The organism is Pseudoalteromonas sp. GB56 (genome assembly GCF_054923835.1).
Genome location: NZ_JBPCHK010000001.1, coordinates 2849759 through 2864761, shown reverse-complemented (window position 1 = coordinate 2864761; position 15003 = coordinate 2849759). Strand labels below are relative to the sequence as shown.

The following is a 15003-nucleotide window of genomic DNA, read 5'->3' as shown; positions in this document are numbered from 1 at the left end:
GTTATTGTGGCCTAACTGACGCGCTGCAGCCATTTACTGCGGCGCTCAACCATGGCATGAAATGCTTTAACGTCAATAGCAAAAAGGCGTGGCAGTAATTCGTCAATCGCTATTGCGTCCATCACCCCTTCTACTTCCCACAAGCTCTTTTCCAACTCTTTGGCTTTGTGAAGAGCATAGTGGCTAATGTATTTTAGTTCGCTGATAAGGTATTTAGTATCTGGACGTCCAGTTTTTGACAGGAATAATCTAAAGGTAAATAACATGCCAGATTTCAATGCTTCATTAATGAAGGCATTGATGGGGGCATAGTCGCCATCCACCGCAACACAGCGTGAAGTGAGCGCTTTATTGAGGTCTTCATGCTTTGGGTTGAGATGGATGAATAAATCAAACGCCTTGGCTTTATCTTGGCGTTGGCCATCGCGCAGTGCGTTTGTCAAAACACGTAGACTGTTGTCTTTGAGAAGAGGCTGTAAATTGGGCTGCTCAGTTAACAAACCGTATTGCCTCCAAATTGCATGGATAGCGCTTTGATAACGACCTTCCCCCAGAGCGCCTAAGCCAATATGAGTATCATCTTTGGTGAAATATAAGGGGGTTTGGCACACATTTTTAATGACAATATTGCGCAGTGCTTTTGATAGGCCCGGAACTTTTGCTTCTTCTTCACATACTTGAAGTTTGTCTTTGTTGTTCTCTATCAACTGCGAGAAGAACAACACGCCAACATGAGGTTGCTTACTTTTTTGGTAGGCTTTGAGATTCAAAATTGTGCCAGACTTACTCACGGCCATGACTTCATAGGGAATGCTTTGCAGCTTGTACTTTTTGGTGATTGCTTGCAATTGCGGCAAGCCCACTTCGATGACATCACCTTTTTTCGCATTTGTGGGTGCGGGTAACTCTATTTGCATTCCTAGCACGCTAAAGTCGCGGGATTGTGCTACTTGCGATTGATTGAGTCCACCTGTGACTTCCACCTCGGTTTGGTACAAATAACGCTTATGAGAGCGCAAATTGGCATATTCAAGAGCCACAATTTCTAACTCAGGAGTAACGGTGCGACGATGGCCGAAGACCTTGAGCTGATTTACCAAACTTTTATCTAATTTATAGCGCTGCAACCGTTGCGTCAGCAATGGACTCTGTATTGGCGTGAGTAAACACAAGTACTTTAAGCCACGCAAGTAACTCATTACGCGCGCGCTGGGCGGCTTATTGAGTTTAGCAATGGCATCACCAGCAGTGTCAGGTAAGCTCAGTAAAATATGGGTATCACCACTTTGCACGGGGACGAGTTGTAACTTGTGCACACGCCAACTTGGCTTGCGGCTGCCGTATGCAAAAAATAAGGCGCGGAGTTCGGGGTAAGTAGCAAGCTCAATGTCAGTGGCGCTGTAAAAAAATAAACGATCATTCTGAGTATGGGTGAAGCTGTAGAGCAGGGTGTGTTTTACCTGCCCCTTACGAGATAGCACACTGTGTAAGCGCTGTGGACCTAAGATGTTTGGGACCATTGAATGGCGCTGCTCATCATTAAAGTAATAATGAGAGTCCAAATTGTTCTCGGTAGTCAGCAGTACTCTGGGGTGAAGTTTACCTTCTTTTTCGCAAATAAACGCAAATAAGGAATTGATACGGGGAATGTAAAATTGCTCGTATCCCTTCGTCACTACAGCATCTAACGTATTGTCTAGATTCACTTTATAGCGGCGTTTGTTACCATCGATAAAACGCGCTAGAAACTCATCAAATCCCGGTGTAGGTTTTGAATGCGTGCGTTTCATTCGTGCGTAGTAAAAATCCATGTCGCTGGTTGGTTCGATGGCGACGACTTCATATTCGACGCCATCTTTAAGGCCCAATTCAAAGTCCTCTTCAAGGCCTGTAAAGCGCACTCGCACCAACTGCTGGCTTTCCAACATGCTATGGCTTGGTAAGCGAAGCTTGCATCCGCCGAGTGATATATCACTCGTTTTACCTTCGATACGTTTGTCGTTCACCAAAACACGCACTTTTATAGCGTAGTTCATACGCTCTTGCTGGCGTGATTCATACGATGCAAAACGTATTAACTTCTCACCCGTTTCTTCTTCTTGGGCTGCTTGAATATTTTGCTGACGCTGCTGGCGACGAGCATTAACATGGTCCATCACCATTTCATAAACTGACAAGGTGTATTCACCAAAACGCTTTACGCCTTGCTCGAATACGGTGATGGCATCGTGATCTAAAAAATGGTTTTGGTTTTTATAGGCGTAGCTTTGGATTTCCCCAGAGCTTAATCCGCGTAAGTCTAATGCTCGGCTGCAAGGCTGACGAAGACGGTTCAGTTCCATCTTAATGATGAACTGATCTCCTTTTGAGAGCTCAGCCGTTTTTTCAGCGAATTCGCTATTAAAGCCTTTTTCGCCTAATGAACCTTTAAGCTCCTCAATCAGAGGTTGATGTTTTGTAAGAATGTCTTCAGCCATGTATTAAACCATTACCCAGCATTGAAAAACCGTTATACTGAGTGTCAAATTATTGTTTATTCTTTAATTAAGCAACCTTAAGCGTTTAATAAAGCAAAATTTATGCCTTTACTATGGTAAAAAAGAAAACAGCCTTTGTATGTAATGAGTGTGGAGCGGAGTTTGCTCGCTGGCAAGGTCAGTGTAGCGAATGTAAGGCGTGGAACACTGTCACTGAATTTCGTGTCCCTTCTGTTAAGTCGACCACTAGTAGCGGTGCGACGAGTGGTTATGCTGGACTTGTAGAAGCCAAGATTCAAACGTTGGATGAAGTGAATCTTGAGGGATTACCGCGTTTTTCTACAGGTTTTCTGGAGTTCGATCGTGTGCTTGGCGGGGGCGTCGTGCCTGGAAGTGCAATTTTGATCGGTGGTGAACCCGGCGCGGGAAAAAGTACTATCTTGTTGCAAACAATGTGTGGTCTGGCTGAGCACATGAAAACTCTTTACGTAACCGGTGAGGAATCGTTGCAGCAAGTTGCAATGCGCGCGAAGCGTTTGGGCCTGCCCACCGATAAGTTGCAAACGCTTGCTGAAACCAATGTGGAAACTATTTGCCAGTTAGCATTGCATGAGAAGCCGAGCATTATGGTTATCGACTCAATTCAAGTTATGCACATGACCGATATTCAATCAGCACCAGGGAGTGTGTCTCAGGTGCGTGAAAGTGCTGCGTATTTGACCCGCTTTGCGAAGCAAAATCAGATTGCTATGATCATGGTCGGTCACGTCACAAAAGATGGCTCTTTGGCTGGACCCAAAGTACTTGAGCATTGCATCGACTGTTCAATTCTACTTGAGGGCAGCAGTGATAGTCGCTTTAGAACACTTCGTGGTCATAAGAACCGTTTCGGTGCTGTGAACGAATTAGGTGTATTTGCCATGACGGGACAAGGCCTCAAAGAGGTCAAAAACCCCTCTGCTATTTTCTTGAATCGCTCCCAAGAACAAACACCTGGCTCCTTAGTCATGGTGGTTTGGGAAGGTACACGGCCATTGCTGGTGGAAGTGCAAGCATTGGTCGACTATTCTCAGCTTTCAAATCCGCGCCGCGTCACAGTCGGGTTGGAGCAAAATCGCCTAGCCATGTTGCTCGCGGTGCTGCATCGTCACGGAGGCTTACAAGTGGCTGATCAAGACGTGTTTGTAAACGTTGTAGGCGGCGTGAAAGTATCCGAAACCAGTGCTGACTTAGCACTGATTGTAGCCTTAGTTTCTAGCTTCAAGAATTACAGCTTGGAGCGAGAGCTCGTAGTGTTTGGTGAGGTTGGTTTAGGGGGAGAAATTCGCCCTGTGCCGAGCGGTCAAGAGCGACTACGAGAAGCGGCAAAACATGGTTTTAAACGCGCAATTGTGCCCGTTGATAATAAACCAAAAGAGCCAATTGAAGGAATGCAAGTGCAAGCTGTTGCAAGTCTCAGCGACGCATTGGAAGCATTATTTTAGGGGTAAACCCAATAACAATCAGCAGGGGCGAGGGTAGCTCCAAAAGGAACTTAGCATGAAAAAATTACTTTTTGTTGTAGCACTAGGCGCACTCGCAGTGGGTGGTTATAGCTACGCTAATTATTATGTGAGCAAAGAGGCTCGCAAGGACGTTGATAAGCAGTTACTGCAATTTCACGCACAAACCGGAGTGGATGTGCGTTACGATGAACTGACCACAGACTTGTTCAATCAGTCTATTTCTTTGGGTTCGGTCACAGTAAACGATCCTGAAGGTAACCACATTGCAGATGTGGCAAGTATCGAAATGCAGGGTTTTAACCCAGAAAAAGTGTCAGATTATTCACGCTTTGCCATAAACGACTTAACCTTCAAAGGTGCTGCACTTGAAGGGATGAAAGAACTCGATGGTGAAAAAATCGATTTAGTGACTGAGTTTAAGTACAGTGAATCGAATGGTGATGCGGATGCAAAAACCGTTATTAATGCCGGTAAAATTGCGAACATCAAATTTGATTTCGCAATGACAAACTCTCAGCAATTGATGGCCTTATCTGAGCAACTAAATAAAATGGCGCAGCAGGCAGACAGTGGTCAAGCTAACTTACAACAGCAATTGGCGTTACAAAGCCAGCTAATGACAGCGATGACGACAATTGTGCCAAAGAGCATGAGTTTTGAGCTTATTAATAACGGTAAGCTTAAAGGCATTTTAGAGCGTTTGGTTGCAGAACAAGGCATGACATTTGAGCAGTTCCAAATGCAGGCTCAGCAGCAATTAAGCATGTCACCTGCACCAGCTCGTTTACGTGATGCTGCGCTTGGTTTTATCGACGGTACTGAGCAATTTAAAGTATCTGTATCGCTTCCTGAAGGGACGAGTGTGGCTCAAATCAATCAAAAAATGATGACCATGATGGGTGATCCTGAAGAGCTAGCAAATTACTTCAATCTTGAGGCGTCAGGTAACTAATCCCTGCGCGTTAAGGAGTGTGAGAGCCGGATATTTATCCGGCTTTTTTGTCGCTACGATAAACATCAATACACATAAATATAAATTGCTCATCTTGCAATTAAAGCCTTTGACCATAGGTCTATACTTCAGTGATGCACAAAAATGCAAAGGAGCACAGATGAGCAAAGCGGCGTATACACCACCTAAAGTGTGGACATTTGATAGTGAAAACGGCGGTAAATGGGCGAGTCTAAATAAGCCGACCGCTGGGGCAACGTTCGAACAGCAACTGCCTAGGGGCCAGCACCCATTTCAACTGTATTCAATGGCAACGCCGAACGGGCAAAAGGCCACCATCATGTTCGAAGAGTTATTGGAGCAAGGGATAGATGATGCTGAATACGATGCGTTTTTAATTGATATCAGCGAAGGTGGTCAATTTGGTTCTGACTTCGTTGCTATCAACCCCAATTCAAAAATTCCTGCGCTTCTCGATACCAGCACATCTCCTGCGACGAGAGTATTCGAGTCAGGTTCTATTTTGCTCTATCTGGCCGATAAATTTTCGGCCCTTATTCCCACAGATCATTACGCGAAGACTCAGTGCATGAACTGGCTGTTTTGGCAGATGGGTGCCGCGCCGTATTTGGGCGGGGGCTTTGGCCACTTTTACGCGTATGCGCCAGAGTCAATGGAATACCCGATCAATCGTTTTACTATGGAAGTAAAGCGCCAATTGGATTTATTGGATAAGCACCTAGCACAAAATGAATACATGGCAGGGGAAGAATATTCTATCGCCGATATTGCTATTTGGCCTTGGTATGGGGCGTTAGTGCTAGGGCGAGCATACGATGCCGCAGAGTTTTTATCCGTGCATGAATATAAGCACGTGATTGCATGGGCACAGAAGATTGATGAACGCCCAGCGGTGCAGCGCGGCCGTCGCGTTAATCGCACTTGGGGAGATGAAAGTGAGCAGCTCAAAGAGCGTCACAGTGCTGCAGATTTTGAGTAGTATCAAGCACTCATTTTGAAGCAGACATAAAAAAGCTCAGCATTTGCTGAGCTTTTTACTGTTAAATGATTTTCTTAGTGCAGGATACGCGCACGAATTGTACCGTCTACCGCACTCAGTTCTTTTAGTGCGACTTCTGAGTGGTCACTGTCCACATCGATAACCACGTAACCAATGCTTTCGTCAGTTTGTAAGTATTGCGCGGCGATGTTGATACCGTGTTGCGCAAACGCTTGGTTAATCTGTGTTAGCACACCCGGACGGTTTTGGTGAACGTGTAACAAGCGGCTGCGATTAGCTAGCTCAGGCAACGCCACCTCAGGGAAGTTTACTGCAGTCATAGTTGAACCATTGTCTGAGTATTTAGCCAGCTTACCTGCTACTTCCACACCAATGCTTTCTTGTGCTTCTTGCGTTGAGCCACCTACATGCGGTGTAAGAATCACGTTGTCGAAGTTACGCAGTGGCGAGATAAACTCTTCATCGTTTGATTTTGGCTCCACAGGGAATACGTCAATCGCAGCACCAGAAAGTGTTTTTTCTTCTAACGCTTCTGCTAACGCATCGATATCAACCACGGTGCCACGAGACGCGTTAATCAAGATACTGCCTTTTTTCATCACAGAAAGCTCAGCTGTACCAATAAGATTTTTGGTTTGTGGTGTTTCTGGTACGTGTAGGCTAACAACATCTGAACTTTGCAGCAGGTGTGTTAAGTTCTGTACTTGTTGCGCATTACCTAGAGAAAGTTTGTCTTCAATATCAAAGTATTGAACCTTCATACCGATGTTTTCAGCCATGATACCCAACTGTGTACCAATGTGGCCGTAACCGATAATTCCCAGCGTTTTACCACGTGCTTCAAATGACCCTTCCGCGGTTTTCAACCATTGACCACGGTGCGCCATCGCATTACGCAGTGGAATGCCACGAAGTAACAGCAGAATTTCGCCAAGAACCAGCTCTGCTACTGAGCGGGTGTTTGAAAATGGTGCATTGAATACAGCAATGCCGCGACGCTTAGCTGCATCTAAATCAACTTGGTTAGTACCAATACAGAAGCAACCAACCGCCACTAATTTTTGTGCGGCTTCGAGAACAGCGTCAGTGATCTGAGTGCGCGAGCGAAGACCCACAAAGTGAGCATCGCTAATGCGCTCGATGAGTTCATTTTCAGGTAAAGACGTTTTCACGTAGTCTATATTGCTGTAACCATTGCGTTTTAGTGTTTCTACTGCGCTTTGGTGTACGCCTTCCAGCAAGAGAATTTTAATTTTATCTTTTGCTAACGATACCTTACTCATGTTCCTCATTCCTCTAACGTGTAGTTGGGCCCTCCGGCGTGCCGATGATCACAGTATCAGCGCCGCGGTGAGCGAATAGGCCGTTGGTTACAACACCAACCACCTGATTTAATGTTTGTTCCAGTGACTTGGCATCAACAATATGTAGGTTGTGAACATCTAAAATAACGTTGCCATTATCTGTCACTACACCTTGACGATACACTGGGTCGCCACCGAGTTTTACGATTTCACGTGCTACATAGCTGCGCGCCATCGGAATTACTTCGACAGGGAGTGGAAACTCACCCATGGTATCAACCAACTTGGTGTTATCCACGATGCAGATAAACTGCTTGGCAACCGCCGCAACAATCTTCTCTCGAGTGAGTGCCGCTCCGCCACCTTTAATCATTTCGTTGTGGGTGTTGATTTCATCAGCACCGTCGACATAAATGTCTAGCGCATCCACATCATTCAATTCGAATACTTCAATACCCAACGCTTTTAAGCGCTCAGTGGATGCTTGCGAACTTGATACCGCACCGCGAATATCGTCCTTTACCGTGGCAAGTGCATCAATAAAGTGATTAACCGTTGAACCGGTACCTACACCAACAATGGTGTCTTTCTTTACGTATTCCAGTGCAGCCCATGCGGCCGCTTTTTTCATTTCGTCTTGAGTCATGTTGCGCTCGTAAATGAGTTGATAGCTTGGGGTTAGGAATTCATTGTACCACTACCTTTCGGGGCAATAAATTCTCTCGGGGGTGACAATGTAATCTAATGGCACATCCCAACTGGCAATGGGGAGCGCATCTACCTCCTGACACTGGTGTGCGATGCCAATTAACACCGGCTTTTTCACCGCGTTGTCGGGTATCTGTGCAAGTGTGCGATCGTAATAACCGCCACCCATGCCTAATCGGTTCCCTTGGCTATCAAATGCCACCAGCGGTGTGAGGATAAAATCCAACTCAGCTACGGGGCAAATATGACTGCAATTCAACTCGGGCTCAAAGATACCATAGCGATTCGCCTTCATGGGTGAGTTTTTCTCATACTCTTGAAAGAGCAAATGAGTCCTTGTGAAAGGGTGGATAATGGGTAGGTGTGGCTTGGCATTTTTGCTCCACATCTCTTTAAATACGAGGCTTAAGTCTGGTTCTCCATCGTTGCTTAAATACCCCCCATCCGGGTGTTTTTAGTGATGATTGCCACTTGAGAAATATTAATATATAGCGACTTAGTGGCCTGTTCTTGCACTTCTTTGGAAAGATTTTTTCGTAAATTTCGCATTCTCTTGCGAATGTCAATACGTTGTTCGTTAAGCTGCATAACACCGATTCACATAAAATCTGATAACTGGAGTGAGCAATTTATGTCACTGTGCGGGTTCTGGCTGAAATTAAAACTCGATAATATCAGGGTACAGGTAATGAAGCCCCAAGATGGTGAGCAATAAGACAATCAACACCACGAGTAGGACAATTGGCCAGCGTTTGGGTTTAGAGATAGGGTCGATATCGAGGTCTTCCCCCAAGCTTAGATCCAAGCCTAGGTCGTCAATCACACCTGTATCTTCATCGCGCTGTAAGCGCTCGCTAAAGCGATGGTCCATATCGTCTAAGCGCTCTTCAATGCGAATAAGACTGCTGGTAACGTAATCCAGCGCAGCAAGGATCTGCTCGTCACGTTTACTACTGTGCTCAGTTGTTGCAGCTGCGCCTGTGGTTACGCGCTTAAGGCGGCAGCGAATCCCCAACGTTGCGAGCACCTTGGCTTGTTTGAGTGCTTTGTTTTGGTCACTGGCAGGAAAGATAGGCTGACCATCAAAAAAGGCCTGAGTTTGTTTTTCGTTTAGTTTTAATTTTTGTTGTAGTGCTACGATTGCCTGATCTTGGGTTTTATCTTCATCAAGGTGGGCAAACACCAGCTTGTACTGTTCACTCATAAGAGCCCCGTAATGGTCGCGAAGAGCGCAAAGAATTGGCTCATTTACATCAAGGGTCAACAAACCCTAGTTGTGAGTATAAATCCTTTTGTTTAAAAAGAAAAAAGGCTATTGCGTTGCCTTTACAAACAAAAACACCACAGCCTAAGCCGTGGTGTTTTATCTAAAATATCCGCTTAGTACTTAGCTGCTTTGCCTTCTTGTGGTAGAGCGTTGATGATGAAGTCACGCAAGTCGTTATTCGAGCTCTCTAAGTCAGCACGGCGCAAGTACATCATGTGACCACTGCGATAGCCTTTGAAGCTCAAGCGTTCTTTCATTTTTCCGCTTGGGTCCAATTGCCACATAGTGTATTTAGCATCAAAGTAATTCGTTGCACCATCGAAGTAACCTGATTGAATCATTACGTTTAGGTATGGGTTTTGCGCCATTGCTAAACGTAGGTTTTCACCTGTGTTGTTGTTGTTTCTATCCCACGGGTGCACTGAACCGAACATGTTGTATTTTACATCTGTTTTGTACTGTAGCTCTTCGCGAAGGTAGTAATTGATAGCAGGTGTGAACGAGTGCAGCCAAGAAGTCAGCTCAGCCCAATAGTCAGGACGATCGCCTTCATTGCGCTTATCGATACCTAAGTAGCGAGAGTCTAAACGGCCGACCGTTTGCCCGCGCTCGCGAAGTAGCTCTTTCCAGAACGAGGCATTAGGAATGTCGAGGTTATTCCCTTCGACGAATGTTTGCGATACGCCAGCATAGCGCGCCATTTGCGTGACGATGCGACGTTTCTCATCAGCACTAATAAAGCCGCCTTTTGCGATAGCGGGGATCAACTCATTGACAGTGAAATCTTCCACTTTGGGTAATAGTTCGTCTAAATCTAATGCTTGTAGTTCGCTGTCGAGGGCTTTGTGATACCACGCGGTAGCGGCAAAGTAAGGTAAGCGGTTTGCCGCCTCTACTGGGCCCTCACGTTTGATACCAATCTCGGTAGGTGATACTAATACCACACCGTTTAGGTACATCCATTGGCTGTTTTGAAGCTCCAACGCTAGACCCGATACACGCGTTGTTCCATAGCTTTCACCAATAAGGAATTTGGGTGAGCGCCAGCGATTGTGGCGGTTGACAAATGTGTTTAGCCACTCTGCAAGGTATTTGATGTCTGCGTTGACGCCAAAGAACATGTCTTTTTGTTGGTCGCGGCTTGGCATTTTGCCATCTTTACCTGGCAGTACACGCGAGTAGCCCGTGTTGACAGGGTTAACATAAACGATATCAGCGACATCCAACACTGAGTATGGATTTTCTTTTACCCCGTAAGGTTGCACTGGGTAACCTTCGTCATCAATCTTCAGTACTTTAGGGCCTGTGTAAGCAAGGTGCATCCATACTGACGCGGAACCTGGGCCACCATTAAATGAAATCAGCAAAGGGCGCTTTGTATCGTCATCCACGCCACCACGCTTGTAATAGGTGTAATGCAGTGTTGCAACTGCATCACCCGTGTCGTTCCACACTGGTTGAGTGCCTGTCTCAGCGGTATATGAGATACGCTCGCCATTAATACGTGCTTTGTGCTCTGTGGTGACTGAGCTGTCAATTTCAATTTGACGGCTGTGCTGTGACGCGTCGAATTGATTGGTCTCGGCAAGTACCGAAGGTGCAATCACGACTGCAAGCGACAACGCCACAGCTTTTAGATGGGTTGCTAACATTGAGTTACCTTTTATTGTTATCGAAGGGCTTAATTGAGTTAATTAAAAAAGCTTGCTAACCAAACTACAAGTTATTGCGATAAATGGGGGCCTAGTATCGTGCTGATGGCGTCACTAAATTGTGCGTCAATCTCTATTCCCACCGCTGCGAGGCGGGTATCGTGTAACGCACAATCTTTCGGTCGTGGCGCTGCATTTTCATCCACAGGGGCGGCTATTAAGGTTGCCCTATCAATATCAAGCATCGGCGCCATGGCCTTTGCCATATCGAGCTTCGTCATCATCTCTTTTGCACTAATGTGATACACGCCTTTGAGATTACTACCTACTACTTCTATCGCTTGTCGTAATACACGAGCTATATCTGCGGTATTGGTTGGAAAGCGCAACGAGTCGTGATCAAAGGCACGAACACCTTTCATTAACTGTTCTGCGATAATAGTGACTGCAGATTCCTTGAGTGCAGTGACCTCACCATATAAAACGGGGATGCGAGCAATTGCGGCATTAGGGTAATCTTTTTGCAGCAATTGCTCGCTACGTGCCTTTGACTCACCATACAAATTAAGCGGGTTAGTTGCAGCGTCTTCTCGATAAGGAGGGGTGCGCCCATCAAATACATAATCAGTACTGATGAAAATAAGTTTGCAACCAAACTGCTGGCAACAACGCGCTATCTCTTCGGTGACGGCACAATTGAGCTTAATGCTATTTTCAGGATCGTTATCGAACCTATCAGGGTTTCGCTCGGCAGCGCTGTGGATGAAAAAGTCAGGAGTATGTTCAGCGAATACTTTGTGTAGCGCTTCTTTGTCAAACAAGTCCACTTTTAAAATAGGTGGCTGTGCTCTCGAATAGCCCAAACCAATTGCATCGTGCTCTTTGCTAAACTCATTCATTAATGCGCGTCCGAGTAAACCCGTTGCACCAGAAATCATCACTTTTGCCATTTTCATACTCCTAAAATTCAACTTTGGCAGCCTAGCGAGCACTTACTTTAAAGTCAAAGTGTCTATTGTGCCTAAAATGTGTTTAAATTTGGCCCGAAAGCAAATACTAATAAAAAAATACCATGTTGGAGTTTATGTCATGGCCCGCGTTTTGATCATTGAAGACAGTAAAGTTGTGCAGCAGGTTTTGCGCCATTTACTGAGTCAAAAATTCGCAAAAGAGTTCATTGATCACGTTGACTTCGCTTGGGATTATCATCAGGCCCAAGAGTTAATTCAGCAACATTCCTACGATATTGCGTTGGTCGATATGACGTTACCAGATTGTGATACAGGGGACGCAGTAAGGTTAACTGTGGACCAAGAGATTGCGACTGTTGTGCTTACTTCCAGTCTTGATGAATCTCAGCGTCAGCAAATGTTAGAGCTCGGAGTGGTGGATTATGTCATTAAAGACAATCGCGATTCTTATTTATATGCAGTGCGGTTGCTAACGCAATTGTTGCGCAACAAAGGGTTGCGAGTGTTAGTTGCGGATGACTCGCGAATCAGCCGACAAGTTCTCAGGCAAATGCTTGAGCGCCAACTCTACGAAGTCATTGAAGCGCCCGATGGAGAACAGGCGTTGCAATTACTGAGGGATGATCCATCAATCAAATTACTGCTTTGTGACTACGCGATGCCGGTTATGGATGGTTTTGAACTTGTGCGTGCTATTCGTAACTATCGTGGTCGTGATGACTTAGCAATAGTCGGTATTTCTGGCGCTGGCAAAAATGGGTTGTCTGCTAAATTCATTAAATATGGCGCTAATGATTTTTTAACTAAACCTTTCGCTAATGAAGAGTTTCATTGTCGTGTGTTACAAACCGTTGAACAATTGCACCTCATTAGCCAAATTCGCGCCACCGCTGAGCGTGATCATTTAACAGGATTGTACAATCGTCGTTACCTGCAAGAGCAAGGCTTAAAACTCTTCTCAAAGGGAGCTGGGGATGTGACCGTCGCTTTAATTGATGCGGATAACTTTAAGCTGATTAATGATGAATTCGGACATCAGGCGGGCGATTCGGCACTGCAGCAACTGGCGAGTAGGCTGAAGCAACATCTCGAAGGGCGTATTGTTGCGCGCTTTGGTGGAGAAGAGTTTGCAGTTTTGTCGCAGTGCGATAGTGAAGAGTTTGAAAAATTCAAAGGCAGCTTGGTGAGTTTGAATGAGCACTTGGTGCAAAACCCAATTCTGGTTGCGGATGAGCCTTATGCAATGTCCGTCAGTATCGGTTTAGCCCAGCTCGGTCATCTCAATATGGACGCCTGTTTGCAAAGAGCCGATCAGGCACTGTACAAAGCCAAAGCCAGTGGCAAAAAACAGCTACTTGTTGAGACCATAGAGAACGTCTAGTTTTTGCACACATTTGGAAAAAACGATAAAACAACGCACCATTATGGTGCGTTTTTTGTGCGCTAATATAGTTAACTTTCTGTTAAATAAGAAAAAATAATTATGGCACAAAGGTTGGATTTACCCTTTCGACAATAATAATCAGTGTTGCCTGAAGGGGGCCATATGAAAATGATCAGTGCCATCATTAAGCCATTTAAGCTTGATGAAGTGCGTGAAGCTCTAGCGGAGCTGGGAATAGAGGGGATGACTGTTGTTGACGTGAAAGGCTTTGGTCGTCAGCGTGGACACACCGAACTTTATCGTGGCGCCGAGTATCAAGTTGATTTCATTCCTAAAATCAAACTAGAAATTGCGACCTTAAGCGAGAACGTAGACCGTGTGGTGGAACTTATCACCCGCATCGCCTCAACCGGAAAAATCGGTGACGGTAAAATCTTTGTTTACGATCTCGATCAAATTGTGCGCATCCGAACGGGTGAGCTTGATGAAGAAGCTATTTAAGGGGCGCCATCATGGAAAACACAGTAGTTGAATTACAATTTTCATTGAACACGTTCTACTTCCTCATTTCGGGCGTGTTAGTTATGTGGATGGCAGCCGGTTTCGCCATGCTAGAAGCGGGTCTGGTTCGTTCTAAAAACACCACTGAGATCCTGACTAAAAACGTCGCGCTGTATGCGATTGCCTGTACTATGTATTTGTTTATCGGATACAACATCATGTATGTAGATAATGCTGAAGGCGGTTTTATCCCGAGCTTTGGTGCCCTTATTGGCACACAAGCTAGCGATGCAGACCATGCACTACAGTCTGACTTTTTCTTCCAAGTTGTGTTTGTTGCAACAGCAATGTCTATCGTGTCAGGTGCGGTAGCTGAACGCATGAAGCTTTGGGCTTTCCTCGTATTCTGTGTCGTGATGACTGGCCTACTTTACCCTATCGAAGGTTATTGGACATGGGGCGGCGGTTTCTTATCTGAAATGGGCTTCGTTGACTTCGCAGGTTCAGGTATTGTGCACGGTGCAGGTGCAGCGGCGGCACTCGCGGGCGTATTGTTATTGGGCGCTCGCCGCGGTAAGTACGGCAAAAACGGTGAAATCTACCCAATCCCTGGCTCAAACTTACCGTTGGCAACACTCGGTACGTTTATTTTGTGGATGGGTTGGTTCGGCTTTAATGGCGGTTCGCAGTTGTTAATCAGCGATGCTGAGAACGCTACTGCTGTTGGTCAAATCATGCTCAACACCAATGCAGCAGCGGCAGCCGGTGCCATTTCGTCACTGCTTGTGTGCAAAACTTACTGGGGTAAAGCTGATCTTACTATGGTGCTAAATGGTGCACTGGCTGGCCTAGTCGTTATCACCGCAGAGCCTGCTTCACCTTCACCGCTTCTGGCTGTAGGCCTAGGTGCAATCGGCGGTATCGCTGTTGTGTTCAGTATCGTAGCGCTTGATAAAGCGCGTATCGATGACCCTGTAGGTGCTATCTCTGTACACGGTGTGTGTGGTGCGATTGGCTTAATGCTTGTGCCGCTATCAAACGGTGATGCTAACTACTTGACGCAGCTAATCGGTTTAGTGTGTATCTATGGCTTCGTGTTTGTAACTTCATTCATCGTATGGGCTATTCTGAAGAAAACCATGGGTATCCGTGTTGGAGAGGAAGAAGAGCTTACCGGTATGGATCAGCATGACTGTGGAATTGATGCTTACCCTGAGTTTGTATCAGTGCGCTCAAGCTAACATCTAATTGGATTATTCAA

12 protein-coding genes and 1 pseudogene are annotated in these 15003 nt (G+C 45.7%); 6 read left to right on the top strand and 7 right to left on the bottom strand.

What is annotated here, in order from left to right; all coding sequences use genetic code 11:
• Positions 1-11: 11 nt before the first annotated feature.
• Positions 12-2477, bottom strand: a complete 2466-nt coding sequence (locus ACH19P_RS13315) for a PilZ domain-containing protein (protein ID WP_462159019.1) — start codon at positions 2475-2477, stop codon at positions 12-14.
• Between the two features lie 113 nt (positions 2478-2590).
• On the opposite strand from ACH19P_RS13315, the gene radA reads away from it, so the two are divergent.
• The 3 genes from radA to yghU all read left to right on the top strand — a co-directional run bounded on the left by radA (position 2591) and on the right by yghU (position 5934).
• Positions 2591-3961 (top strand): DNA repair protein RadA, encoded by a 1371-nt coding sequence (radA, locus tag ACH19P_RS13310; protein ID WP_462159018.1) that lies wholly within the window; start codon positions 2591-2593, stop codon positions 3959-3961.
• Positions 3962-4016: 55 nt separating this feature from the next.
• Entirely contained in the window at positions 4017-4934 is a 918-nt protein-coding gene (locus ACH19P_RS13305) for a hypothetical protein (protein WP_462159017.1), read from the top strand.
• Between the two features lie 160 nt (positions 4935-5094).
• On the top strand, positions 5095-5934 hold the full coding sequence (yghU, locus tag ACH19P_RS13300; protein WP_462159016.1) for a glutathione-dependent disulfide-bond oxidoreductase: 840 nt from the start codon (positions 5095-5097) through the stop codon (positions 5932-5934).
• 74 nt (positions 5935-6008) lie between these two features.
• On the opposite strand, the gene serA is transcribed toward yghU, so the two are convergent.
• The 6 genes and pseudogenes from serA to ACH19P_RS13270 form a co-directional block, all read right to left on the bottom strand.
• Entirely contained in the window at positions 6009-7238 is a 1230-nt protein-coding gene (gene serA, locus ACH19P_RS13295) for a phosphoglycerate dehydrogenase (protein WP_462159015.1), read from the bottom strand.
• Positions 7239-7251: 13 nt separating this feature from the next.
• On the bottom strand, positions 7252-7905 hold the full coding sequence (gene rpiA, locus ACH19P_RS13290) for a ribose-5-phosphate isomerase RpiA (RefSeq protein ID WP_462159014.1): 654 nt from the start codon (positions 7903-7905) through the stop codon (positions 7252-7254).
• 51 nt (positions 7906-7956) lie between these two features.
• Positions 7957-8555, bottom strand: a pseudogene (locus ACH19P_RS13285) (5-formyltetrahydrofolate cyclo-ligase).
• 70 nt (positions 8556-8625) lie between these two features.
• The gene (locus tag ACH19P_RS13280; RefSeq protein ID WP_462159013.1) at positions 8626-9171 is read right to left on the bottom strand and encodes a hypothetical protein; all 546 of its coding nucleotides are present in this window, start codon (positions 9169-9171) and stop codon (positions 8626-8628) included.
• A gap of 176 nt (positions 9172-9347) precedes the next feature.
• The gene (locus ACH19P_RS13275) at positions 9348-10886 is read right to left on the bottom strand and encodes a S10 family peptidase (RefSeq protein ID WP_462159012.1); all 1539 of its coding nucleotides are present in this window, start codon (positions 10884-10886) and stop codon (positions 9348-9350) included.
• Between the two features lie 71 nt (positions 10887-10957).
• Positions 10958-11836, bottom strand: a complete 879-nt coding sequence (locus tag ACH19P_RS13270) for a dTDP-4-dehydrorhamnose reductase family protein (RefSeq protein WP_462159011.1) — start codon at positions 11834-11836, stop codon at positions 10958-10960.
• A 139-nt stretch (positions 11837-11975) separates the two neighbouring features.
• Between ACH19P_RS13270 and ACH19P_RS13265 the strand changes: the two genes are divergently transcribed.
• From ACH19P_RS13265 to ACH19P_RS13255, 3 genes are all read left to right on the top strand, one after another.
• A complete protein-coding gene (locus ACH19P_RS13265) occupies positions 11976-13238 on the top strand; it encodes a response regulator (protein ID WP_462159010.1) in 1263 nt (420 codons plus the stop codon).
• A 165-nt stretch (positions 13239-13403) separates the two neighbouring features.
• Complete coding sequence (locus ACH19P_RS13260) at positions 13404-13742, top strand: P-II family nitrogen regulator (RefSeq protein WP_347390622.1); 339 nt, start codon at positions 13404-13406, stop codon at positions 13740-13742.
• Between the two features lie 11 nt (positions 13743-13753).
• A complete protein-coding gene (locus ACH19P_RS13255) occupies positions 13754-14983 on the top strand; it encodes an ammonium transporter (protein WP_462159009.1) in 1230 nt (409 codons plus the stop codon).
• Positions 14984-15003 lie beyond the last annotated feature (20 nt).

What these genes read in the sequence shown, in the direction of transcription:
- ACH19P_RS13315 (WP_462159019.1), bottom strand. Translation starts at nt 2,477, where the DNA reads ATGGCTGAAGACATTCTTACAAAACATCAACCTCTGATTGAGGAGCTT.
- radA (WP_462159018.1), top strand. Translation starts at nt 2,591, where the DNA reads ATGGTAAAAAAGAAAACAGCCTTTGTATGTAATGAGTGTGGAGCGGAG.
- ACH19P_RS13305 (WP_462159017.1), top strand. Translation starts at nt 4,017, where the DNA reads ATGAAAAAATTACTTTTTGTTGTAGCACTAGGCGCACTCGCAGTGGGT.
- yghU (WP_462159016.1), top strand. Translation starts at nt 5,095, where the DNA reads ATGAGCAAAGCGGCGTATACACCACCTAAAGTGTGGACATTTGATAGT.
- serA (WP_462159015.1), bottom strand. Translation starts at nt 7,238, where the DNA reads ATGAGTAAGGTATCGTTAGCAAAAGATAAAATTAAAATTCTCTTGCTG.
- rpiA (WP_462159014.1), bottom strand. Translation starts at nt 7,905, where the DNA reads ATGACTCAAGACGAAATGAAAAAAGCGGCCGCATGGGCTGCACTGGAA.
- ACH19P_RS13280 (WP_462159013.1), bottom strand. Translation starts at nt 9,171, where the DNA reads ATGAGTGAACAGTACAAGCTGGTGTTTGCCCACCTTGATGAAGATAAA.
- ACH19P_RS13275 (WP_462159012.1), bottom strand. Translation starts at nt 10,886, where the DNA reads ATGTTAGCAACCCATCTAAAAGCTGTGGCGTTGTCGCTTGCAGTCGTG.
- ACH19P_RS13270 (WP_462159011.1), bottom strand. Translation starts at nt 11,836, where the DNA reads ATGGCAAAAGTGATGATTTCTGGTGCAACGGGTTTACTCGGACGCGCA.
- ACH19P_RS13265 (WP_462159010.1), top strand. Translation starts at nt 11,976, where the DNA reads ATGGCCCGCGTTTTGATCATTGAAGACAGTAAAGTTGTGCAGCAGGTT.
- ACH19P_RS13260 (WP_347390622.1), top strand. Translation starts at nt 13,404, where the DNA reads ATGAAAATGATCAGTGCCATCATTAAGCCATTTAAGCTTGATGAAGTG.
- ACH19P_RS13255 (WP_462159009.1), top strand. Translation starts at nt 13,754, where the DNA reads ATGGAAAACACAGTAGTTGAATTACAATTTTCATTGAACACGTTCTAC.